Here is a 22,427-nt window from a genome sequence, read left to right as displayed (position 1 = left end):
TAGTATAATCAATAAAATGCTACTCAAATCCATAACGTTTTAGCTTATTATGCAGAGTAGCACGCGTTATTCCCAATTTTCTTGCGGTCTTACTTTTGTTGTATTCACTTTCTTCCAGCGTTGCCAAAATGGCTTTACGCTCCAATTCATCAAGAGACATTCCTGTTAAAGCAGCTGCTTGGGAAGGCTGAACAGGGGCTTCGTTTTCTTTGGCCGATAAGGACAGCGGTAATTCACGGGTAGAAATATACTCACCCATAGTCATTATTACTGCACGTTCAATAACATTTTCCAGTTCACGAACGTTGCCAGGCCATCCGTAACGAATAAGTGTATCCATCGCCTGCGGAGCAAGCCCCTTAATACTTTTGCGGTTTTTATTTGAATATTTCTTCATGAAAAATTCCGCCAGCAACGGTATGTCGCTCGGACGGTCCCGCAATGCCGGAACTCGCAGCGCAATAACGTTAAGACGGTAGTATAGATCTTCTCTAAAATTACCGTTTTCAACTTCTTCAGGCAGATCACGGTTTGTTGCTGTAATCACACGTACATCAACCTTTTCAACGGTGTCACTGCCGACACGCTGCACTTCTCCCTGCTGGAGGGCACGTAAAAGCTTCGGTTGCAGAGAAACCGGTATTTCTCCTACCTCATCAAGGAAAAGGGTTCCTCCGTCTGCCTGCACAAAACGTCCTTCTCTGCGCCTGTCTGCTCCGGTAAATGCCCCGCGTTCGTGACCGAATAATTCCGATTCAAGCAAATTTTCACTTAACGCAGCACAGTTTATAGCAACGAACGCTTTATCCGCACGCGTGCTGGCACTATGAATAGCGTTGGCTACAAGCTCCTTACCGGTACCGGATTCTCCGGTAATAAGAACAGAAGCTTCTGAAGGAGCCACTGTAGCAATAATTTTACGCAACTCTTTGATGACGTCACTATTACCGACCATTCCCATATTATTCGGCTCAAGAATGCTTCGCAGCTCTTCGTTTTCTGAAGCCAGACGAGTGTGGTCCAACATCCGTTCGAGCGTAAGCTTAAGCACATCGAAATCCAGCGGCTTAGTAAGGTAGTCGTATGCCCCTATCTTCAACGCCTTTACAGCCGTATCTACGGAAGAAAACGCCGTCATGATCAAAATTGGAATTGATGGATTATACTCCTTGATAAGCTCAAGGGCTGTAATCCCGTCCATTTTCACCATTCTTATGTCCATCAGAATAGAATCATACGATTGGTTACGAACCATTTCGACTGCAATGTCACCATCATCAGCTTCGGCTACATCGTAGCCCCAGCCTTTGATGATGGTTTTAAGCATGGAACGGTGCGCTAAATCATCATCTACTATCAATACTTGCGCGCTCATTATGCGTTTTCTCCTACCGGTGACACTGGAATTTCAATAATAAACTGAGCACCTGCACCTTCCTGTGACTTCACACGGATTGTGCCGCCATGTGCTTCTATAATTTTGAGAACAATAGACAGTCCCAGCCCTGTCCCCTGGCTCTTTGTTGTATAGTACGGTTCAAAAATACGAACAGCGTCTTCTTTACTTATACCCTTTCCATCATCAGCAATGACAAGCGTAACAACTTCATCAGTATGGGATAACTGCATAGAAAGTGTTCCGCCATCCTGCATTGCTTCAAGACTATTGAGGCAAATATTCAATACGGCCTGTGAAAGCCTGTCCGGATCAACAAACAACGACGGTAATGTTTCATCCGTAGTTAATTGAAGTTCAACACCATGCGTGGCTGCATCCTGTTTTATGAGTCCGAAGCAGTGCTTTATCAAAACATTTAAATCAGTTTCAGCCCGACGAAGGTCTGACGGTCTGGAAAGGCTGATCAAATCTGTAATTACCCTGTTCAGCCGTTCTACCTCATGCACCATAATATTTGCTGCTTCCCTGTCTTCTGACCCTTCATCAAAACGACTGCCGAAGTACGTTGCGTACCCTTTAATGGAACTCAACGGATTACGAATTTCATGGGCAACACCCGCAGCGAGAGAGCCTACTGCTGCCAGCTTCTCTTTCCTGCGTACTTCTGCTTCAAGCCTGCGTACCTCGCGGAGGTCGCGCAACAAATATACATACCCGACGGCTGTACCGTCATCCAGAGTTACCGCTGATCCACTGACACCTATAGGGATAACTTCACCGCGTTCACCGTGGCATTCAACCTCTACTTCCGAAAGGCTTTCACCGCCTGTCAATTCTACAAGGCGTGCCACACACTCCGGAAGAACTTCTGAAGGAAGTTTCCCCACAGCATTCTTCTCTGAAAGATTAAGTTGCTCAAGAGCCACGTCATTCAACAAGGCAATGCGCCCTTCATCATCCGTAACAAGTAATCCGTCCGGAAGACTGAACATAACCTCGTTCGCTAACGCTTGAGAGCTCTGCATGCTTCGTCGGGATTGTCTGGCTTTCTGCGCCCATGACAACGCCAAGAAGCCAGCAAGGCCTATCAGGAGAATGAACACGGCATTGACCATGGCATGTTCCCTGTTCACCCGCTGTGCTGCTGCAAACGTTTTTTCATCTAACCCTATATAAATAACAGGAGCCGGACGCCCGTCAGCTGGAAACAGCTTTTGCCTGAGCATATGCTCTTCTCTGGAACAATCACGCCGCATTGCATGCATTTTATGACGCATCATTCCCATTCCATGAGACATCATGCGGTCCCGACCATCCACTGGAGGAGCAAAAGGACGAAATTCTTTATACACAACAAAAGCTTTGTGCTTGCCTTGCTCCATAATTCGCCATGAGACGGCTTTTCCGGGGCGAAGTTCTTGTATCTGCTGTGTTGTAAATGCCTGTGAACCAACTGCATCAGGATTACTATGGGCGATAATCATGCCATTAGCATCTGTAGCCATTAAAAAAAGAATACCTGACTGCTCTGACATTTCTTCCAGCAAGGTCTGGAGTCTCAGCGTACGCATATTATGACGTAAATCTGTTCGTGTTCCTGCTTCAAGTGCCGTAATAATAGAAGCACCTTTTTCTTCATAAAAGGATTCGAGCTGACGATTTTCCTGCTCAATGCCACGAATTGTCATGAACGTGATGACTACCCCGAGGATAATTATTCCCCCGATAAGCAGCCACAACGATGTAGCAAACTGAGATCGTACAAATTTTTTATTACGAAGATTAGTCTCTTTCATACCAGCCCTGTGTATTCTTTTTTTTCAGTGTAAAAAAAATGAACAATCTGCACAAAACATTCTGTATATTTTTTTTACACACTTATTTCAGCATATAATCTGCCGAGTCATTACTTAATCATTTAACGCACTGTTTTACATAACTTTTTATATTTTTTGAAAAGTTTGGCACACGCGTTGCTCTAGAAGAACTAGCAAAACACGAACCATTACTTGATTCTTAAACATAGGAGTTCATTATGCGGTTTAAAGCATTCAGATTATTAGTTGCGACAGCGTGTGTTATGGCAGTGGCGACAGTAGCATTGGCAGCAGGTCCAAACTGGACGGACCTTAGCGAAGCACAGCAGCAGAAATACATGAAACTGCACGATGACTTCATTAAAGATACTACTCCGCTCCGTGATGCTATGTGGGCAAAAAATGTAGAACTTAATGCAGTTATGAATAATGAAAATATTGATGCTGACAAAGTTAAGAGCATTGTCACTGAAATGAACAAGCTTCGTGCTGAAATGCGTGACCAGCGTGCCACCTTTGCAGCAGCTGTAAAAAAAGAAGTTGGTATTGAGCCACTTATGAATCCTCATCGTAGAGGCAAAATGGGCTACAACTGCCCTGGTATGAACGGTGGCGGACACGGCGGTCACGGCATGATGATGAATCGTGGTCACGGTGGCGGACACGGCATGGGTAACTGCGGCAATATGCCAATGAACGCACCTATGCAGGCACCAGCTCAACAATAACCATCCATCACACTTTCCTTCATATACACAGCAAAAACGTCACAACTCGTGGCAGCGAGTCCTTCACCTCGCGTGACGCTATTGCAAACAGGTTATACTTACCCCTCCCCGGGTAATATGAATAAAAGGGTAATAGGTACCCTTTCTCCCCCATAAGGAAGAGCCCTGAACACCTCCTCAAGTTCAGGGCTTTTTCTATATCTCAGACAAAACTCGCTCCTCATCACGCCCTCTATCATTGAGGCGTTCTCTCAGGATAGTACAATGTTGTGTACAGTTGTACGTAAAGACACTCTTGGGGGAGAAATATGCGTCGAACTACCCTTATCTGGATAGCAATAATTACACTGGTACCCATACTCTCTGCGCTTGCCATGCAGTACGAGACTCGTCGTAATTCCGGCGCAATTTATATGGAAAAACCGGAGCAAAAAGAGCTCACCCTCATTATCAACACTGCTGATCCTCAAAAAGCCGAAACAACTTTGAACCTTGCTACTGACCTTTACAACAAAGGCGTTGATACAACTGTCCTGCTAGAGGGGAGCGGGGTGACATTACTGCGTTCTGCTGTATTAAGAAGCGCTAAATACGAAGGTGGAATTGCGGTATGTCCTCATTGTATGGAAAAATTTGGCATCAGACCAAATGAACTGCCCTCAAATGCCTACAAGGCACCGGATGAACTTACATTCAGCATTCATGCCGGTGATACAATGCGTCCGGCATTTGAATAGGGAGAGAGGCTGATGTACGCACTGAGCAGAGGATTACTCCATGGCAAACATTGTCTCCTATCGATAAGCCTTGTGCTTTTCTTTTCGACAATCTGTTTTGCCGGTACACCGCTTCCTTCACAATTTTATTCTGCTACTCCCCCTCGATATGGTTCTATGACCTTTGTCATCCCTGAAGCGACCATGCTTCGGCAAGCTGCCCTGACGATAGCGCTTGCTACCAAACGCCAAAAGGCAGGAATTCAAACTGTCATCCTTTTCAAAAGCAGCGCAGCTTCTCTTCCGATTCTTCGCGGTATTCCATTTAATCAGATGACAACATATTCTCTCAAAAGAACAAACAAGGCGCATCAGCCAATGCCAATTTGTCCTGACCAGCAGCGAATAACAATTAAGCCTGTTGTTCCTGAAGTTGTTCTCCCCAGCGATAAGGCAACTTATCTTCCTCGATTGAAAAAACTCTTACTGGAACATGCAGCATTGGGCGGCAAAATTGTTCTCTGCCCATGTTGTGATGAAACACTGAAAACACGAATTCAGTTTCTTCCAAAAGAAATAGCGCCGAGTAAACTGCGGCACCTGAAAAAACAGCTGAAAATAAAAGAGGGGCAATATTAGCGAAGGGGATAGCTCATGAGCTAATCGTCATCGAACTTAAACAGGCTGCCGCGACAAATAGCTTTATTTCCAAATTTACTGCGCACGGCATCAAGCGCTTTATCCAGCTTTTGCTGCTGCTCGGTTGCGCGAACCACTCCTGAACATTTATGCGTCATATGATCGAGCATGTTCATCTGTTCCACACCGGTAGTGTTGTAGTTGGAAAGCCCCAGCCCTATCAGCCGTACAGGCCGTACGAGATCGATACCGTCTAAAAGATCAGCGGCAACCTGATAGATGACATCTGTGGTATTGGTAGGATCGGGTAATGTTTTACTGCGGGTAAGAGACTGAAAGTCTGAATATTTCAGTTTGAGTGTTATGGTACGCCCTTTCAAGCCATATTTTCTTTGATTCTGTCCCACACGGTCAGCGTGACGCATAAGCCATTTTTTAAGAAGCGCTTTATCAAGGGTATCCTTATGAAGTGTGTTTTCTGCACTCTCTGACTTTGCCTCGGTTGACGTTTCCACTTCTCGCGGATCTATGCCCTGAGCACGTTCCCATAACGCAATGCCGCTTTTTCCGAACCGACGCTCCCAAAAATCCAATGAGTATTCAAGAACCTGTCCACAGGTGCTGACGCCCAATTCATCGAGCTTAACAACAAATTTCTTTCCCACTCCCGGTATCTTTCGCACTGGAAGCTCTTGCAGAAACGCAGGGACATCTTTTTCAAAAAGAGCATAGAGCCCATTGGGTTTATTGTAGTCAGAGGCGATTTTTGCCAGAAATTTTACCGGTGCAATGCCGATTGAACAGGTTAACCCAACAGAATCATGAATCTTCTGTTTCATCTCCTTTGCCATCTCCACGGGAGATCCGAACAAATGATCAGTGCCTGTGGCATCAATGTAGGCTTCATCAATAGAAGCTTTTTCAATAACAGGAGAATATGAATACAAAACATGCATCACCTTTCTGGAAAGCTCCACATAGCGCTCACGAGAGTTGCCTGTATAAATGCCATGCGGACACAATTTTCTTGCCTGAACAATAGGCATGGCTGAGTGCACGCCGAACTTACGCGCTTCGTAAGAAGCTGCGCAAACGACCCCACGATCACCCGAGCCACCCACAATAACAGGTTTTCCCCGCCATTCCGGATGATCCAGCTGCTCTACTGAAGCAAAAAAAGCGTCCATATCAAGGTGCATGATGCAACGTTTCATGCGCTTTCTATAGCAGAATGACCAACAGGAAAGAAGCCCTGACAAGAGGCAACGCTTGTTAGGGCCATTTTCAATAAGAATGTTTTTAAAACAGCATGATAGAAAAATAGATTTTTTCGCTTTTCTTTTCTAAAGAACTAGCATACTCTCTGACGGTTTAAACAATGCCCCATAGCGTGGGGCTTTTCTGTGTCCAATCTATGAAAATCCCTGAATACAGGGAAATAGGTGTGCATATGGCTCTAACAGCTTCCTGCTTCGGCATCATCCCTGCCCGGTACGACTCCTCGCGTTTTCCAGGCAAACCACTTGCCCTTATCGAGGGTAAGCCCATGTTCTGGCATGTATATCAGCGTGCCTGTTCCTGTCCGGAATTCGACAAGGTTGTGCTGGCAACTGATGATGAACGTATTGCAAGCATGGCTCGCGAACTTAATGTAGAATACGTTATGACCCGCAAAGACCACCCAAGCGGTACAGACAGAGTATATGAAGCGGCTTGTCTGCTGGGTGCTGGTGAAGATGCTGTTATTGTGAACATCCAAGGCGACGAACCTGCGCTTAACCCGATTATGCTCACCGAGTTGGTTACTCCCTTCTTAACAGATGGAAATGTACAGGTGGCAACACTTGCACATACAATTTCCACAGAAGAGGCACAAAGTCCGAACAAAGTTAAAGTTGTTCAGGCTGTTAACGGTGATGCGCTGTACTTTTCACGCTCACCGATTCCTTTCTCAAGGGATGAGGAGTTAACTGACGGGTATCTTGGGCATATCGGTTTATATGCTTTCCGTTTTGGAGTTTTAAAGCAGTTCACAGAGTGGGATCAATCACGCTTAGAGCGCATAGAACGACTTGAGCAACTGCGTCTTTTAGAGAATAATGTTCCAATCAGAGTGGTATGCACGGAGCATAAGACACACGGTGTGGATCGTCCTGAAGATATAGACGTAATTTTAAAACTTTTACGGGAGAACGCCTGATGAAAGCCATTTTGGCACTTGAAGACGGCTTTGTACTTGAGGGTCGCTCATTCACCGGACCTGGTGAAACTGGCGGTGAGGTCATCTTCAACACTGGTATGACCGGGTATCAGGAAATTTTGACAGACCCTTCCTACGCTGGGCAGATGGTATGTATGACATACCCGCTTATCGGTAACTACGGCGTAACAGAAGAGGATATTGAGTCAGGCGGAGTTCACGCTGCAGCACTTATCGTTAAAGAATGCTGTAAAGTTCCTTCCAACTGGCGTTCCGTTGCTTCTTTGCCGGATTACCTTAAGAGAAGTGGCGTGCTTGGTATTGAAGGTATTGATACGAGAGCTCTTACAAGCCATATCCGTAAGAACGGCGCAATGCGCGCAATCATTTCTACAGAAGAACTTGATGTTGAACAGCTTGTAGAAAAAGCAAAAGCGCTTCCTTCTATGGAAGGATTGAATCTTGTAAAAGACGTTGCACCAACTGATGTATACCGATGGGACGGTGTTCGACCTCAGAACATCCGACTTGTAGACGGTGTTTACAACTGGACCGGCAAAGGTCCAAAGGTTGTTGTGTACGACTTTGGCATTAAATGGAATATTTTACGCCTATTGCATGAACAGGGACTTGACTTACTAGTTGTTCCTCCGTCATTTACAGCAGAGCAGGTTGCTTTAACTGGTGCCGATGCAGTATTTTTATCCAACGGCCCTGGTGACCCTGCTACTCTTAAAGATGAAATTGCCGAAATTACTAAGCTTTGCGATATGATGCCTGTTGGCGGTATCTGCCTTGGTCATCAGCTGCTTGGACACGCATTAGGCGGCACAACATCCAAGCTTAAATTTGGGCATCACGGCTGTAACCATCCTGTTAAGGATTTGACAACTGGGCGCATTGAAATTTCTTCGCAGAACCACGGGTTCTGTGTTGAACTGGATAGTGATGACGTAGAAATTACACATATCAACCTCAACGACAACACCGTTGAAGGTATTGCACATAAAATTAAAAAAGTAATTTCTGTTCAACACCATCCTGAAGCTTGTCCTGGACCTAACGATAGTCACTACTTCTTTAAACGATTCAGTGACATGGTTAAAGACAGTCTGGACAAGTAGTTTCATCACGCTTCCAAAAGGGGGTTTGGATGTCTGCTGAACTGACTAGAGCTCGTACCCAGCTGAGCAATGTTCGTACGTACTTAAAACAAGATAAAATTCAAATGGCTGCTCAGGCGCTGCATGACGGATTAATTGCTTACTTAAAGCATCCGTTAATGAAAGCCGAAAAGCAGGAATTTTTACGCTTGCTTGAAGACAGTACAATGTACTTAGCTGCCGCACCAAAGCTTAAAGAAGTGTTTCCTATCGCACTTATCTTCAAAGAAGGTGAAGAGCGTCAGCTTATTGAAACGCTGAAGGAACTACTTACTGAGCTACAAAAAAATGTTGCGGACGAAGCTCAGCAAATGCTTGAAGCGCTGGAAAAGCAAAAACAAGCAGAACTGGAAAAAGGGCAACTCCTTCTTGATACACAACGGCATGAAGATGCTGTTGCTGTATTCAACGCGTTGCTCACCAGATTTTCAGAAGACGCAGAACTCAAAAGCGATATCGCAGAGCGGTACATCCGTGCAGGAATGTATAGCGAAGCTTTCTCGCAACTTGCTGAAGCAATCGAGCTTTCTCCGGAAAACATCCGCTACTACAACAGTATCGGCATGGCGCTTCGAAAAATGGGTAAATTCGACGTTGCAGAGAAATACTTTGCAAAAGCCGTTAAGGTTGCCGGACAAGACCCGCACCTCTTCTTTAACCTTGGTCGTGTATACGTTGACTGGGAAAAATGGGATAAATGTGCAAAGTCAGCGCTTATGGCGCTGAAATTGGATCCCGAATTTAAAGAAGCGGAAAAAATGCTCGCATTTGCAAAAAAAAGAATAGCGTAATTCGAAAAGCATACTGAATCGAAAGTACGTTTTTATACACAGCCCCCTGAAAATAAGCAGCTTATAAAAGAGCAGGTAGTCACGACTACCTGCTCTTTTTTTGCCTTCGCGTTATTTTTATCTCTATCTCTCACATACACTTATTTAGTTGACTTTTCATAAAAATTAGAAAAAACAGCACCTGCGCAATAAAGTTTGATTTTCGAAATATTTGGCTTTGTGCAAAAAAACACAATATTGCAATAAAAATAATATTTCATCATAAATTCAAACCATTATGCTTTTGAAAAGTACGTGAAAAATGTCGTTATCTCACCATTTTTTTCAAGTTTTTTTGAATTCATACTTCATAAAAAAAGGATGCTCTACTTTTAATAAACTTGAATTTCAGTGGGTTAATCCGTTTCTTTTCTTGAATTATGGTGATTGACATATTTTTCACATTCTTTTACCCAAAAAGCACGGAACAACATTTGATTAGAGGTCAACGTAAGTTATGCGAGGAAAAAATGCTGAAAAACGTTACTAGATTATTCACAATGCTTTCCCTCTGGGTAAGCGCAGTAGTGTTTGCATCCCCTCTGGGTGCTTTTGCTACTGAAGCAGCAGCTGCAAGCCCTACAGCAAGTGCAGATGCTCATGTATGGTGGTTCTGGCCGCTTGTATTGTTGGTTTTTTGTTTTGTTTTGGGTGTGATTGCGGTTCTGGCCGGTGTTGGCGGTGGCGTTTTGTACGTACCACTCGTGTCCGGCTTCTTCCCGTTCCATATTGACTTTGTACGTGGTGCAGGTCTTATGGTTGCTCTTGCCGGTGCTCTTGCTGCCGGACCGGGGCTTTTGAAACGAAACCTTGCAAGCCTTCGTCTTGCACTCCCGATGGCTCTTATTGCCTCAGCCTGTGCTGTGGTCGGTGCTATGCTCGGTCTTTACCTTTCAAAGCTCGACCCACGCTATGTTCAAACTGCACTCGGTGCGACAATTATGGGTATCTCTATCCTGCTGCTCTGTTCTAAGAACTCTGAGTACCCTGTTGTAACCAAGCAGGACGCTATCAGTCATGCTCTCGGTATCGAAGGTCTGTATCAGGATCAGGCTACCGGCAAAGAATTTGAATGGAAAACCCACCGTACCTTCACAGGTCTGTTACTCTTCGTAGTAATCGGTATTATGGCGGGTATGTTCGGTCTGGGTGCAGGCTGGGCAAACATTCCGGTTCTTAACCTGCTGATGGGTGCTCCGCTTAAAGTTTCTGTAGCAACATCCAAGTTCTTGCTTTCCATCACAGATACATCTGCTGCATGGGTTTACATGAACCAAGGTGCTGTTATTCCACTGATCGCTATCCCTTCCATTATCGGTCTGATGCTCGGCTCACTTGTCGGCGTACGCCTGCTTGCTGTAGCTAAAGCGTCTTTCATCCGTTACATGGTTATTGGCGTTCTCTTCTTTGCCGGCTTCAAGGCGCTTGATAAAGGCCTTGGACTTGGTATTCTGGGTTAAAGGAGGCTCAACATGACTAAACAGAAAAATGTATGTGTCACTCCTCCGGAGCAGATGCGTTATGCGATTATCTTGGAACGCGGCGCTTACCTTGGCATTCTTATTATGCTCATTACCTACGCGATCTATGCATTTGGAATTTTAACTCCTCACGTACCGATCGAAGTAGTTACACATAGCTGGCATCTCGGCGTGCATGATTACCTTGAAGCGACAAACAGTCCTACAGGCTGGGACTGGGTTGCTCTTGTCGGAACCGGTGACTTTATTAACTTTATCGGGTTAGCATTGCTCGCTGTTATGACAATCATTTGTTACGCGACATTGATTTTGCCTTACTACCGATGCGGTGATTACATCTACCTTTCCATTGTAATAGCTGAAATTGCCGTTCTTACACTGGCAGCTTCCGGTATTCTTGGAAGTGGCGGTCACTAAGACTCCGCTCGTTACTGTTGATTAACTGTGCCCCTGATTGTCACCAATCAGGGGCATTTTTACTTAGCTCTCTCGCAAAAAGAGCAGCGTTGCATGACTTCATAAAACTCTGATGAATGTTCTTTCTGAACAAAAAAAGGCTGCCTCTATCACAAAGGCAGCCCTGAACATCTTCTGATTATAGTCGCAACATCGTACTAATTCATAGAAAGAGTACCGTTTGCAACGGAAAACACTTTACTATTATCAATATGACGCTGCATTAACTCAACAGTTTGCGGATGACAGGTAAATAAGAACACCTGATTATGTTTTGATAATTCCGCAATTGTCTGTGCTGTTGTAGCAGCTCTGTCCGGATCAAAGTTAACCATAATATCATCCATGATGACCGGTAAGGCTTCATTTTGTGTAGAATGGCTTAATATATGTCCAAGACGCAGAGATAGATACAGTTGTTCGACCGTACCCCGACTTAGATGATCGGGATCACGACGGGTTCCATCTTCAGCAACAGCGAAAATTGTATCTTCACCAAGCGGTTTAAATACCTTGCTGTATGCTCCCTTGGTTATTGTAGAAAAGAACATCCCTGCCTGCTTGATAACTTCCGGCTGCTGCTCCCGCTCAAATCGCTCGCGGGCACGGGATAACAAATGTTCCGCAATCTTATAGCGCGCCCATTCTCTAGCAAGGTTGTTTGATTCTTCCCGAACAGACTCACCTTGTGCCCGCACAAGTGCTCTTTCCTCAGTAGAGGTTAACTTTTCCTGTCGAACTCTGGCTTCAATCAGCTTCTGTCGAAACTCTTCAAGCGCAGACTCTTTAGCAGTAATTTCTGCTGCAAGTTCAGATGCTTTTACACGAAGCTCCTGCTCACTTTGCTGCCCGATACGGGCAACCAGCCGGTCAATATCCCCTTCGTCACTCGCCGCTGTTAAAGAGGCTTTCAATGCTGAAACATCAGAGAGCAATACTTGCTGTTTTGTGTAGACGGCAAATTTGGATCTAAATTCTTCTTCACCTGTCACCTCAGCAGCAACGAATAATCCATTAATTTCTTTTTCCAATCCAGCAATTGAATCATGCAGTGCAGCCGCGTTATCCTGCTCACGTTGAATTGAAACAGACAACCCTTGCATCTCAGTTAATGCTGAAAGAGATTCCGTCAGAATTCGAAGCAACTTATCTTGCGTTGCATCACGTTTTACAGAACGGTCAAACGCTAATTCAGGTTCAATGTGCGCTACAGTACAAAGAGCGTCCTGTTGTTCATTGTAAGCATGTAACTGCGCTAAGAGTATTTTTTTACGAGCGGTTACCTCTGAAATACGAATCAGCTTCGCTTTTGCATCTTTGACCAGTTGAATAATGTCCGGAACATGTTGGATACGTATTGAAGCGTTCAGCCCTCTTTCGTTCAGCCATTCATCCACATTGGTCTTTGCTTTTTCCGTAGAAGCTTCGGCAATGTGGAACGCCTTTTCTGCGTCACGATATCTTGCTTCTACCTGCTCAATCTTTTGCTGTGCTGTAACAAGGCTACTTCGTAAGGATTTCTCTACGAGAATTGCTTGCTGTATTTCTGCAAAAACGTCACCTGCGTTAAGCAGACAATGCTCAGAGACTTCAGGTGTCGGAAAAAGTACCGGAACAGTAGCCATGGCATTGAGAATAGCCTGCTTCTGCTCCCGAACATTCTTCTCTTTTTTTGTTTTCTGTAAAAAAACCGCTCCTACTGCAAAGAGTAAACAAACTCCCCCTGCATACATCATGTATTGGGGAAGCTGCGTAATAAATGGAAGTAAAAGGAGAGCTAATCCGGTTACACCGAACGTTGTTGCAGCAAATAACGTCCCCGCTCCTATGCCGGTCTCCATTGATTGAAATGCTGAAAGCTGTGCCCGAATATCACGTAATGTTTCTTTATATTCTTCGCTGGAAAATGGCTTTTCACAGGCTTTATTAAGTGCAGCAAGACGCTGAACATCACCATCAGCTTCATATTCTGCCCGACATTGCTCAAGGTTACGCTTTGCATCAGTACGCTCAGACCCCAGCCTTGTGTATTCCGCTTCTGTTAACGCACGGTGCTGATGCGCTGCGGTTATTGCCTCTTCTAGCTCAGCAACTTCCCGACGGGTATTTTCTGAAATATCAAATGCGGTAATCTTCTCGGGAGTCCAATTTGAACCGAGTTGATCACAATACCCTGCAAGCTCACGTTCTGTCGTTTTATACTCATTTTCAAGCTGCTCAACTTCTCGACTTTTTTCAGCCATCACAGCTTTTTCTTCACTTAAAGCCCGTACAGCATCCTGTTGAGCGACCAGTTCTGTGTTTATTAACGATTTTTTCTGAACAATCTCTCGCTGTAATTGTTCAGTTGTACGTTGTATGCCGGCCAATTGTTCACGCTTTTCCTGAAGCATGCGGGCATGAGCTTCAAAACGGCTCAGTCCTTCGGCAGGGAACGTTACATACGGCTCCTCTGCATCAAGTACTATCTTCTTCTCTTTGTATTCAGAAAAGGTCTTCCACAACCGCAGGTCTGTCTGAATAATTCCCTCTTGTGTTGCTAACGCACGCAGAGCCGCATTGAGTTTACTCAGTTCTTCCTCAAATTCGGCAACTTGTTTGGAGACCGTAAGGTAGGCTGCAACACTGTCTTCGCTGGCATTCAGATCTTTTCGCAGTTGTTCAAGTTCTTTTAAATTTTTATTCAACGGTAGGACCTTACCGCCTTTTTTAAACAACGCCTCACGCCTAGCAGCAAGATTTTTCATAACCTCAGTATATGATGCCCCACCGCCATGAACGGTTCCGTACAATGCATTTCGCACAGCATCACCGGAAAGCGCATCTTTGCTTTGCAGCTCGGTTAATGAAAAACCATAAACGTTCGTATACAGATCTCTAGAAACATTCCCAAGAAGTGCCTGTAAGGCTGTTTCTTCCAGTGCTGAACCGTCCTGCTTAGTTATCGTAACCCGTTTGGGTTTAAATGAGCGCTCAAGACGCAGTGTTCCAAACTTCTGTGAATCAATGCCCAGTGCCCCTGCATGGTTTCCACCACGCAATGGTTCGTGATGCGAAATACCTTTACCTTTTCGGGGTAATCCGAAAAGCATGTATCGAAGAAAAGCCAGACAGGTTGATTTACCGGCTTCGTTATTACCGATAAAAATATTCACACCTGATGAAAAATCTGAAAGCTTCTGCTCTGCAAAAACGCCGAAGCCCTGTATCTGAAGGTCAGTAATCCGCATTATTCAACCTCCAGTAAATCAAGACAAACATACTGTGCTTCTTCTGCAAGCTGTATCAACTCATCATCTGAAAGAATGGTGAGATGGCGCTTTCCTGCTGTTGAGGTAAAAACGTCACTGACAGTTTCGCGTAATTCTGTGACGCCGTCTTCATCTGTCAATTCAGCCGCTACTGTCAGTGCTTCGCCTAACAGATCCGGACGTTTTCTCATGCTATCAATATCTACATCCGGCTTACATTCAAGCTGAATATCTTTCAGCCAGAGGAAAGGTGCCCGCTCTGTCTGCCCGTCACGTAATCGCTCGGTAAGTTCTTTTGCAGAGCCGTTTTTGCGTAATTCGCCATTTAACGAGCTACGACCTTCTATAATAAGCCGAACAATCACGCCCTTTGCTGTATCAGGAAGCTGAGCCTTTACTGCATCAAAACGCTGCTCTATGGCTTCTTCAAGATTATCGAGGTGCTCTATCTTCGATATATCAATTCGTTCTATTTTCCACTCAACCCCGCCAAGAGTATGAGGCTGTGCGGAAACGTGCCCGTTATCTACAGTTACCAGTAAGCATCCGCGCTCACCTTGCTCATTGATATGAAGCCCCTGAATATTGCCGGAATACGCGACAAAGGGTTCACGGCTGACAATTTGCTGCTCATGGATATGACCAAGCGCCCAGTATTCAATCCCTGTTTTTGTAAAATCACTCACGCTTGCCGGCGCGTACTGTTCTGAGGCAGCCACAGAGTCGACAGTGCAATGCAGCACTCCAACTTGAAAGACTGTATCTTCAGTCCGTTCAAACTGACGGGCAAGCTTTCTGCGCTCATTATGTTTTCCATGACTGATACCATGAACAACCGTGACCAGTTCACCCGCAGCATTTTTTACGCGCACCTGCTCAACGCCTTCAGTTCCAAAAACATAGACGTTATCCGGCAACGTGAAAGTCTGGTCTGTTTCATAAAGGGGATCATGGTTTCCATGCACAATAAAAACACGAACTCCGGCCTGCCCCATTTTCTTACATGCATCGCGTAGCGCGAATCGGGCTTTTAAGCTCTGATCTTCCTGATTGTAGATATCGCCCGCAAGGACAACAAAAAGAGGGCGAACCTCGCAGGCAAGTGTTGTCAGTCGTTCAAGAGCATCAAATGTTGCCGTCTGAAGTGCTTCAGCAACTGAAGGTGATGCTTGAGCAACACCTTTAAAAGCAGCATCAAGATGCAAATCCGCTGCGTGGATAAAAGAAAATGTAGATTTCATTTAATTCTCTAGGTGGTGGAGTCGTAACGTTTTTTCAAGAAAATTTCTTTCAACATCAAAAGGACGTTTCCATACAGGTAAACAGGTGAAAACTTCATCAGGAAGCACTATCCGCCAAGCATGAAGCAACATGCCCTGCGGATTTGAAGAGCCGTTATACTTAGTATCGCCGATAATTGGATGGTTTCTGCTTGAAAGCTGAACACGAATTTGATGTGTGCGTCCAGTTTGTAATGAAACGTGCAGCAGTGACTTTTTATCTGTCACAAGCAACGGGGTTACAGAACACAAAGCCTCTTTGCCAGCGCCTGTCTCCATCCGTTCTTTTCCATTCTCTTGCGACTGTTTAGATATCTGATCATAAAGTTTAGTTGTTTCTTCATGCTCCCAGCGCCCTTCAACCCAAGCAAGGTAGTGTTTACCGAGCGCATGTTCATTTCGAAACAATTCATGCAACTGCTGTAATCGAGCATAGCTTGTAGCAATCAACAATAAGCCGGAAGTGTTTTTATCCAGACGATGTGCAGGGGTGGGACAGAAGGGGGCATCTGCATATTTGAGTTTCAAGCGTGTTGTAACAGCATCAGTATGTCCGGTTCCCGGCTGCACCGGAAGTCCGGCAGGTTTATGCAGAACAAGTAAGCCGTCAGCTTCTCCCACAATAGTTACATCAACCGATCCAATATCTTTTTTTACATTCTCAGCTGCAGCTTCCGCAACAGAATAGGGTGGTATCCTGACCAGATCCCCTTGCTCCAAACGCACAAAAGGTTTTACCCGCCCTTTATTTACGCGCACCTGTCCGGTTCGTATCCAGCGCATTACAGCGCTTTTAGGAACATCGTTATCAACTCGACGTTGCAAAAACTGTAATAATTTCTGACCAGCTTCTTCCGGTGTGACCGTAACAAACTCAACCTGTCCCATGTAATTCCTTTTTTACGCAACCAAACGGCACGTCATTATAAAATGTATCTGCATTTGTACTGCATCACTTTTCAAATAGCTACTGCGCGAGGTTATCTACAAAGTGTTCCTAACTCCATTCAGTGGAAAATGTTCCTAAATTAAGTATCTCATTTTTTTTACAGGAAAATCAAACGACAAATTACGAACATTTATGTTTGTACATAACTTGTTCCTAACATCTTATGGAAAGACAAAATATACAAAAAAAGCTTTCAAACAGACTACTCAGTAGAAGAACACTACACAGAATCATGATATGAATTAGTTTTATGATTATTTTTAGTCCGATGGTCGATTTCGCACACAATGCCCTTAGAATGCCTTAAAATGGCTGAAGATAGATAAGAACTCATGATGTCGAAAAAAACAGGCTCAGAACGGCCATTGCTTGGCTTACCCATTGTTTTTTGATATATAACTAAGGTTACGTCGCCTGATTTTACGTACAAGAAATCGGGTGATCACTTTTGTTAATAACCAACCGAAAGTAGTAGATTTATTTTGCTGAAAAACGGGCTGAGATCTTTTCTCGAACAACAGTATCCCGAAAGGGATCTGCGCACTTGGTTCGATCCACTCACGATACGCTACGGTGATGTAGAAAAAAGCGTATCCGTAGCCTTTCCGCACGCTTTTTTCGGCTCATGGTTTGCTACACATGGAAAAGCTGCTCTTGAACAGGCTGTGCGGGATTACATTAGTCCGGAAGTTGTTGTTATGTATGACACTCCGGTCTCAGAACAACCACACGGTATTACTGAACCTCCAAAAGCATCTGCACAAACGGAACACAAACAGAATCCCCCTGTTGTAAACCGTGCCGCGCCAGGAAGTCAGTTCACATTCGATACATTTTTGCACAACGCTAAAAATGTGTTTCCTGTTGCAAGTGCTAAAGAAGTAGCCAAAGCGGATATTTCCCCAAAATATAACCCGCTGGTTATTGCAGGCCCTTCCGGAAGCGGAAAAACCCATCTTTTACGTGCAATTGCTCACTCAATAATTGAACAACGCGGTGAAGATTCAGTGTTTTTAGGAAACGTTGAAGATCTCGCGGCATTGTATCAGGACGGCAGCCCCGGCGCCCGCTTTGAGATGCGTAAAAACATTGTACGCAAAGACTTTTTCCTGCTGGATGATCTGCAACGGCTTGAAGACTTTCCTATTTTACAGGAAGAGTTGATTGCCCTTTTCGATGCCTTCCATGACAACAATAAGCAGATGGTATTTTGCTGTACGGACGGGCTGACAGCGCATGACTTTCTACTGCCTAACCTGCGTTCAAGACTGGAGTGGGGCCTGCTGGCTCAACTTAAGCCGCAGGATATGGATATCAGAATAAAGTATGCCACAGCTCATCTGAAAGATAATCAGATAAAGCTGACGAATGACCAGATTATTCTGCTTTGTCAGCGCTTTGATGACTTCAGACTGCTTCAGGGAGTTCTGCTCAAGCTCGCAGCCTTCAAAGACCTGATGAATACTGAAGTTTCCGAATATGAATTTAATCAGATTATCGAGCATACGGATAACACCAAGTCTAATCCGCTTACCGCTGACATTATTATCGGGGTTGTAGCCAAGCACTACATGTTGCAGACAAAAGATTTGTTGAGTGAAAAACGACACCAGAAAATTGTTCTGGCCAGACAAGTTGCCATGTATCTGACCCGAACACTTCTTGGTTCCTCGTATCCGGCGTTGGGCAGAATGTTCGGCGGAAAAGACCATTCCACCGTCATCTATGCCGTTAATAAAATTAAAAAATTTATAGTTAAGAACAAAGATACGAAACTTTTAATAAACGAGCTGAAGGAAAAGTGCTTAACAGCAACAAAGTAAAAAATACTCCTTCAGTTACGCGCACCCGGTTACTAACGGGTTATTTTTAGTGACACAATATTGTTATGAAAAATCAAATGGTTATTAAAGTTAAAAACATAGTGACAGCCCCTACAACTACTACAAGGAGATCATATGTATTTAAAAGTATTTAAAGAAGACGTCATTGACGGTCTCCTGAAAGCTGCGAATATCATTCCTGCAAAGACAGGAGCAGCCTACTTACGTTCCATCTGGCTGAAAGCCGAAGGCGGCATGCTGCAGATTTTCTCTACTGATTCAAATATTGAGTTCAGTGGTAACTATACAGCAGAAGTAACAGAAGAAGGGCTGGCTGGTGTTCAGGGCAGAGCATTTGTTGATCTGGTTAAGAAAATGCCTGCAGGCGAAATTACATTACGTCTTGAAGAAGACGGTAAGAACCTTCTTATTGAACAGGGACGAAAGCGTTACAAGCTTCCTCTTAATGAAGCGACATGGTTCCAGAACTTTTCTGACTTCCCTGAAGCAAACTCTGTTTACTGGTCTGGAGATTTCCTTCAGGAAGTAATCGATAAAATTTCTTTTTGTATTTCTGATGAAGATACAATGGAAGCAATTGCATGTCTTTCCATCAAGCCTATGGAAGATCAGTACATTGAAGCATGCGGTCTTAACGGACACCAGTTCTCCATGCAGCGCTTCCTCAATGATGAACTTCATGCACTCCTTCCTGAGGATGGCATCCTTCTTCAGAAGAAATATCTTAACGAACTTAAAAAATGGCTCGGTGGTGATGAAATCGAGCTGAATATTGATAACAAACGTCTCTTCTTCCGTACCGGAGATAAGCGCGAGGTATTCACCATTCCTCTGTCTTACTACCAGTACCCTGACTACAACTCATTCTTATCCCGTCTCGGGTGTGATGATGTAACTAAGCTTACTGTTGATCGTAAACTTATGATTGAAGCGCTTGATCGTCTGCTTATCTTCAACACAGATAATAACCGTTGCACCTACTTTACCTTTAACGGCAGTGAAGTAGAGCTTGCATCTCAGGGACAGGAAGTTGGTATTGCAAAAGAATATGTCGATGCTGAGTTCAGCGGTGACATCGAGAAGATTGCCTTCCCGACCCGTAACCTCATTGAAATTCTCAACCATTACCAATCTGAAAAGCTGACCTTTATTCTTACCGGTACAGAAGGTCCTTGTGGTTTACGCGGTAATGATGATCCGGAATACACTGTGATTATTATGCCAATGAAGATTGTAGAAGAGACTTACTACAGCGAGGAAGAAGTTTAATGACCAGTAAGAGTCAGTATACCGCGGACAGTATTCAAATTCTTGAAGGGCTTTCCGCGGTTCGTAAACGTCCGGCTATGTATATCGGCAGCACGGACGTTCGCGGTTTACATCATCTCGTTTATGAAGTTGTAGATAACTCCATTGACGAAGCCATGGCTGGATTTTGTGACAAGATCACTGTGAAAATCCATCTTGATAACAGCGTAACTGTTCAAGATAACGGTCGTGGTATTCCTGTTGACATGCACCCGAAAGAAAAACGTCCTGCTGTGGAAGTTGTTATGACTGTTCTGCACGCAGGGGGTAAATTCGACAGCGACACATATAAAGTGTCCGGCGGTCTGCACGGCGTAGGTGTTTCCTGTGTTAACGCATTGTCCGAGTACCTCGAAGTCACAATTGACAGAGAGGGGGTTCGTTACAAGCAGCGCTACGAGCGTGGTGTGCCTGTGACCGGCGTTGATAATATCGGTAACTCACGACGTCGCGGTACAACCGTACGCTTCCGTCCAGACGAAGAAATTTTTGAGACCAACCAGTTTGTTTTTGAAACCCTGAAAAAGCGTTTTGAAGAACTGGCGTACTTGAACTCCGGTCTTGAAATTGAATTTATTGATGAACGTTCCGGCGATACCATCACCTTCAAAGCTGAAGGCGGAATCAAACAGTTCGTTAAAGATATGAACACCGGTGAAGGCGGTATGCATGCTATTATCTACGGCAGCGGTACCGGCTCCGGTCAGCACGAAAATATCTTTGTTGAATATGCATTGCAGTACAATGCAAGCTACAAAGAAAACCTGCTTACTTTTTGTAACAACATTCGTACTAAAGAGGGCGGTACTCACCTTCAAGGGTTTAAAACCGCGCTTACCCGTGCAATTAACGCCTACATTCAGGCAGCTGATCTGCCTCGTAAGTACAAAGTAAAACTTTCCGGTGATGATGTCCGTGAAGGTCTTACCGGTGTTATCAGCGCGAAAATTCCTCAGCCTCAGTTTGAAGGGCAGACAAAGACCAAGCTTGGTAACAGCGAAGTTGCCGGTATCGTGTCCGGTCTCGTGTACGAACAGTTGATGACGTACTTTGAGGAAAACCCGAAAGACGCTCGTACAGTTATTGAAAAAGCTGTTGATGCGGCTCGTGCTCGCGATGCTGCGCGTAAAGCAAAAGATCTCGTTCGCCGTAAGGGTGCTCTCGGGGATAACTCTTTGCCGGGTAAACTTGCTGACTGCCAGTCTAAAAAGCCGGAAGAGTCTGAACTCTACATCGTGGAAGGTGACTCTGCGGGTGGTTCTGCGAAACAGGGACGAAACCCTAATACGCAGGCTATTCTGCCTCTTCGCGGTAAAATCTTGAACGTTGAGAAAACACGTTTCGACAAGATGCTCGCGAACAAAGAGATTAAGGCGATGATTACGGCAATGGGTGCCGGTATCGGTGAAGAAGATACTGATTACGAAAAACTTCGTTATCACAAAATCATTATCATGACAGATGCGGACGTTGACGGTGCTCATATCCGTACCTTGCTGCTTACCTTCTTCTTCCGTCAGTATCCTGAGCTTATCACCAGAGGCCACCTCTACATTGCGCAGCCTCCGCTGTACCGTGCTCACGCTTCCCGATTCGAACGTTTTATTAAAGACGACGATGAACTGACAACCTTCCTTCTTGAACGAGTTGCGAAGGAGCTCACCATTGTGGGCGAAAATGGCGTTGAGTTCGCCGGAGACGACTTAAAAGGTCTGCTGACAACCGTACGTTCCATTAAAGGAAAAATGCGTGAGGTTGAAAATGTGGGCGTTAAAGACGATCTCTTCCGTACGCTTCTTGATCACGATAAACGTCTCTTCCCTGAAAACTTTGAGGAAGAGAAACTTAACGGACTGGGCACACTGCTTGAAGAGCGTGGCTACTCCGTTGTGATCGAGAAAGAAGAAGACGAGCTTGATGCCCGTACCTTCCTTGTTTTTGAAGATTTAAACGGTCACCGTACCCGTATCGGAACAGAGTTCTTCAACTCCAAAATGTACAAAGTTCCATATATTGCATTTGATGACCTGCGTACCATGTGCGGCGGATTACGCTTCACACTGCGTCGTAAGGAAACAGAAACGCAGGTAGATGACGTGCTTGAGCTGGTTGACACTGTTATGCAGGAAGCTCGTAAAGGGCTTAATGTACAGCGTTACAAAGGTCTTGGTGAGATGAACCCTGATCAGCTGTGGGAAACTACAATGAACCCGGAAAACCGTGTGTTCTTGCAGGTAACAGTTGATGATGCGGAAGAAGCAAGTGAGACCTTTGAAAAACTCATGGGCGACAAAGTAGAGCCGCGCCGTGACTTTATTGAACGAAATGCGCTTAACGTGCAGGAACTGGATATTTAGGAGAGGTAC

The 22,427-nt window shown here is 44.8% G+C and carries 17 protein-coding genes; 11 read left to right on the top strand and 6 right to left on the bottom strand.

The genetic code is table 11. The features are described 5' to 3' along the window. Window positions 1-19: 19 nt before the first annotated feature. Together QZY95_RS16165 and QZY95_RS16160 are read right to left on the bottom strand one after the other, a co-directional pair. On the bottom strand, window positions 20-1,375 hold the full coding sequence (locus QZY95_RS16165; RefSeq protein ID WP_290925455.1) for a sigma-54 dependent transcriptional regulator: 1,356 nt from the start codon (window positions 1,373-1,375) through the stop codon (window positions 20-22). After that, window positions 1,375-3,195, bottom strand: a complete 1,821-nt coding sequence (locus QZY95_RS16160; RefSeq protein WP_290925453.1) for an ATP-binding protein — start codon at window positions 3,193-3,195, stop codon at window positions 1,375-1,377. Before QZY95_RS16160 ends, QZY95_RS16165 begins: the two co-directional genes overlap by 1 nt. 239 nt (window positions 3,196-3,434) lie before the next feature. Here QZY95_RS16160 and QZY95_RS16155 point away from each other — a divergent pair, with 239 nt between their 5' ends. The 3 genes from QZY95_RS16155 (at window position 3,435) to QZY95_RS16145 (ending at window position 5,299) form a co-directional block, all read left to right on the top strand. Beyond that, window positions 3,435-3,944 (top strand): periplasmic heavy metal sensor, encoded by a 510-nt coding sequence (locus QZY95_RS16155; protein ID WP_290925451.1) that lies wholly within the window; start codon window positions 3,435-3,437, stop codon window positions 3,942-3,944. A 308-nt stretch (window positions 3,945-4,252) separates the two neighbouring features. Then, complete coding sequence (locus tag QZY95_RS16150) at window positions 4,253-4,681, top strand: hypothetical protein (protein WP_290925449.1); 429 nt, start codon at window positions 4,253-4,255, stop codon at window positions 4,679-4,681. A 12-nt stretch (window positions 4,682-4,693) separates the two neighbouring features. Beyond that, entirely contained in the window at window positions 4,694-5,299 is a 606-nt protein-coding gene (locus tag QZY95_RS16145) for a hypothetical protein (RefSeq protein WP_290925447.1), read from the top strand. 20 nt (window positions 5,300-5,319) lie between these two features. Here the strand turns inward: QZY95_RS16145 and QZY95_RS16140 are convergent, their stop codons facing one another. Continuing rightward, complete coding sequence (locus QZY95_RS16140) at window positions 5,320-6,513, bottom strand: DNA polymerase IV (RefSeq protein WP_290925446.1); 1,194 nt, start codon at window positions 6,511-6,513, stop codon at window positions 5,320-5,322. 236 nt (window positions 6,514-6,749) lie between these two features. On the opposite strand from QZY95_RS16140, the gene kdsB reads away from it, so the two are divergent. The 5 genes from kdsB to QZY95_RS16115 all read left to right on the top strand — a co-directional run bounded on the left by kdsB (window position 6,750) and on the right by QZY95_RS16115 (window position 11,390). After that, a complete protein-coding gene (gene kdsB / locus QZY95_RS16135) occupies window positions 6,750-7,499 on the top strand; it encodes a 3-deoxy-manno-octulosonate cytidylyltransferase (RefSeq protein WP_290925443.1) in 750 nt (249 codons plus the stop codon). Then, window positions 7,499-8,623: a glutamine-hydrolyzing carbamoyl-phosphate synthase small subunit gene (gene carA / locus QZY95_RS16130; RefSeq protein ID WP_290925441.1), complete on the top strand. Its 1,125-nt coding sequence runs from the start codon at window positions 7,499-7,501 to the stop codon at window positions 8,621-8,623. The genes kdsB and carA overlap by 1 nt, the downstream gene beginning before the upstream one ends. Window positions 8,624-8,652: 29 nt before the next feature. Beyond that, window positions 8,653-9,453, top strand: a complete 801-nt coding sequence (locus tag QZY95_RS16125; protein WP_290925439.1) for a tetratricopeptide repeat protein — start codon at window positions 8,653-8,655, stop codon at window positions 9,451-9,453. Window positions 9,454-9,962: 509 nt separating this feature from the next. Continuing rightward, the gene (locus QZY95_RS16120; RefSeq protein ID WP_290925437.1) at window positions 9,963-10,952 is read left to right on the top strand and encodes a sulfite exporter TauE/SafE family protein; all 990 of its coding nucleotides are present in this window, start codon (window positions 9,963-9,965) and stop codon (window positions 10,950-10,952) included. Window positions 10,953-10,964: 12 nt separating this feature from the next. Continuing rightward, window positions 10,965-11,390, top strand: coding sequence for a DUF1634 domain-containing protein (locus tag QZY95_RS16115; RefSeq protein ID WP_290925435.1), 426 nt, complete (start codon window positions 10,965-10,967; stop codon window positions 11,388-11,390). A gap of 197 nt (window positions 11,391-11,587) precedes the next feature. On the opposite strand, the gene QZY95_RS16110 is transcribed toward QZY95_RS16115, so the two are convergent. From QZY95_RS16110 to QZY95_RS16100, 3 genes are read right to left on the bottom strand one after another with little or no spacing between them, the layout of a single operon-like run. Next, on the bottom strand, window positions 11,588-14,659 hold the full coding sequence (locus QZY95_RS16110; RefSeq protein WP_290925433.1) for an AAA family ATPase: 3,072 nt from the start codon (window positions 14,657-14,659) through the stop codon (window positions 11,588-11,590). Then, a complete protein-coding gene (locus QZY95_RS16105; protein WP_290925431.1) occupies window positions 14,659-15,921 on the bottom strand; it encodes a DNA repair exonuclease in 1,263 nt (420 codons plus the stop codon). The genes QZY95_RS16110 and QZY95_RS16105 overlap by 1 nt, the downstream gene beginning before the upstream one ends. Further along, the gene (locus QZY95_RS16100) at window positions 15,922-16,848 is read right to left on the bottom strand and encodes an RluA family pseudouridine synthase (protein WP_290925429.1); all 927 of its coding nucleotides are present in this window, start codon (window positions 16,846-16,848) and stop codon (window positions 15,922-15,924) included. It abuts the gene before it with no gap. A 543-nt stretch (window positions 16,849-17,391) separates the two neighbouring features. Here QZY95_RS16100 and QZY95_RS16095 point away from each other — a divergent pair. The 3 genes from QZY95_RS16095 to gyrB all read left to right on the top strand — a co-directional run bounded on the left by QZY95_RS16095 (window position 17,392) and on the right by gyrB (window position 22,418). Then, window positions 17,392-18,732: a DnaA/Hda family protein gene (locus QZY95_RS16095; protein ID WP_290925427.1), complete on the top strand. Its 1,341-nt coding sequence runs from the start codon at window positions 17,392-17,394 to the stop codon at window positions 18,730-18,732. 135 nt (window positions 18,733-18,867) lie between these two features. Further along, window positions 18,868-20,022 (top strand): DNA polymerase III subunit beta, encoded by a 1,155-nt coding sequence (dnaN, locus tag QZY95_RS16090; protein WP_290925425.1) that lies wholly within the window; start codon window positions 18,868-18,870, stop codon window positions 20,020-20,022. Then, complete coding sequence (gyrB, locus tag QZY95_RS16085) at window positions 20,022-22,418, top strand: DNA topoisomerase (ATP-hydrolyzing) subunit B (RefSeq protein ID WP_290925423.1); 2,397 nt, start codon at window positions 20,022-20,024, stop codon at window positions 22,416-22,418. Before dnaN ends, gyrB begins: the two co-directional genes overlap by 1 nt. Window positions 22,419-22,427: the final 9 nt, after the last annotated feature.

Source organism: Halodesulfovibrio sp. (genome assembly GCF_015482765.1).
GTDB lineage: Bacteria > Desulfobacterota > Desulfovibrionia > Desulfovibrionales > Desulfovibrionaceae > Halodesulfovibrio.
This window is presented reverse-complemented; position numbering and strand designations above follow the sequence as displayed.

Bases quoted from the DNA above. Each gene is read 5' to 3' on its own strand.
- QZY95_RS16150 (WP_290925449.1), top strand. From the start codon at position 4,253: ATGCGTCGAACTACCCTTATCTGGATAGCAATAATTACACTGGTACCC.
- kdsB (WP_290925443.1), top strand. From the start codon at position 6,750: ATGGCTCTAACAGCTTCCTGCTTCGGCATCATCCCTGCCCGGTACGAC.
- gyrB (WP_290925423.1), top strand. From the start codon at position 20,022: ATGACCAGTAAGAGTCAGTATACCGCGGACAGTATTCAAATTCTTGAA.
- QZY95_RS16110 (WP_290925433.1), bottom strand. From the start codon at position 14,659: ATGCGGATTACTGACCTTCAGATACAGGGCTTCGGCGTTTTTGCAGAG.
- QZY95_RS16160 (WP_290925453.1), bottom strand. From the start codon at position 3,195: ATGAAAGAGACTAATCTTCGTAATAAAAAATTTGTACGATCTCAGTTT.
- QZY95_RS16100 (WP_290925429.1), bottom strand. From the start codon at position 16,848: ATGGGACAGGTTGAGTTTGTTACGGTCACACCGGAAGAAGCTGGTCAG.
- QZY95_RS16140 (WP_290925446.1), bottom strand. From the start codon at position 6,513: ATGAAACGTTGCATCATGCACCTTGATATGGACGCTTTTTTTGCTTCA.
- dnaN (WP_290925425.1), top strand. From the start codon at position 18,868: ATGTATTTAAAAGTATTTAAAGAAGACGTCATTGACGGTCTCCTGAAA.
- QZY95_RS16125 (WP_290925439.1), top strand. From the start codon at position 8,653: ATGTCTGCTGAACTGACTAGAGCTCGTACCCAGCTGAGCAATGTTCGT.
- QZY95_RS16115 (WP_290925435.1), top strand. From the start codon at position 10,965: ATGACTAAACAGAAAAATGTATGTGTCACTCCTCCGGAGCAGATGCGT.
- QZY95_RS16165 (WP_290925455.1), bottom strand. From the start codon at position 1,375: ATGAGCGCGCAAGTATTGATAGTAGATGATGATTTAGCGCACCGTTCC.
- QZY95_RS16120 (WP_290925437.1), top strand. From the start codon at position 9,963: ATGCTGAAAAACGTTACTAGATTATTCACAATGCTTTCCCTCTGGGTA.
- QZY95_RS16155 (WP_290925451.1), top strand. From the start codon at position 3,435: ATGCGGTTTAAAGCATTCAGATTATTAGTTGCGACAGCGTGTGTTATG.
- QZY95_RS16105 (WP_290925431.1), bottom strand. From the start codon at position 15,921: ATGAAATCTACATTTTCTTTTATCCACGCAGCGGATTTGCATCTTGAT.
- carA (WP_290925441.1), top strand. From the start codon at position 7,499: ATGAAAGCCATTTTGGCACTTGAAGACGGCTTTGTACTTGAGGGTCGC.
- QZY95_RS16145 (WP_290925447.1), top strand. From the start codon at position 4,694: ATGTACGCACTGAGCAGAGGATTACTCCATGGCAAACATTGTCTCCTA.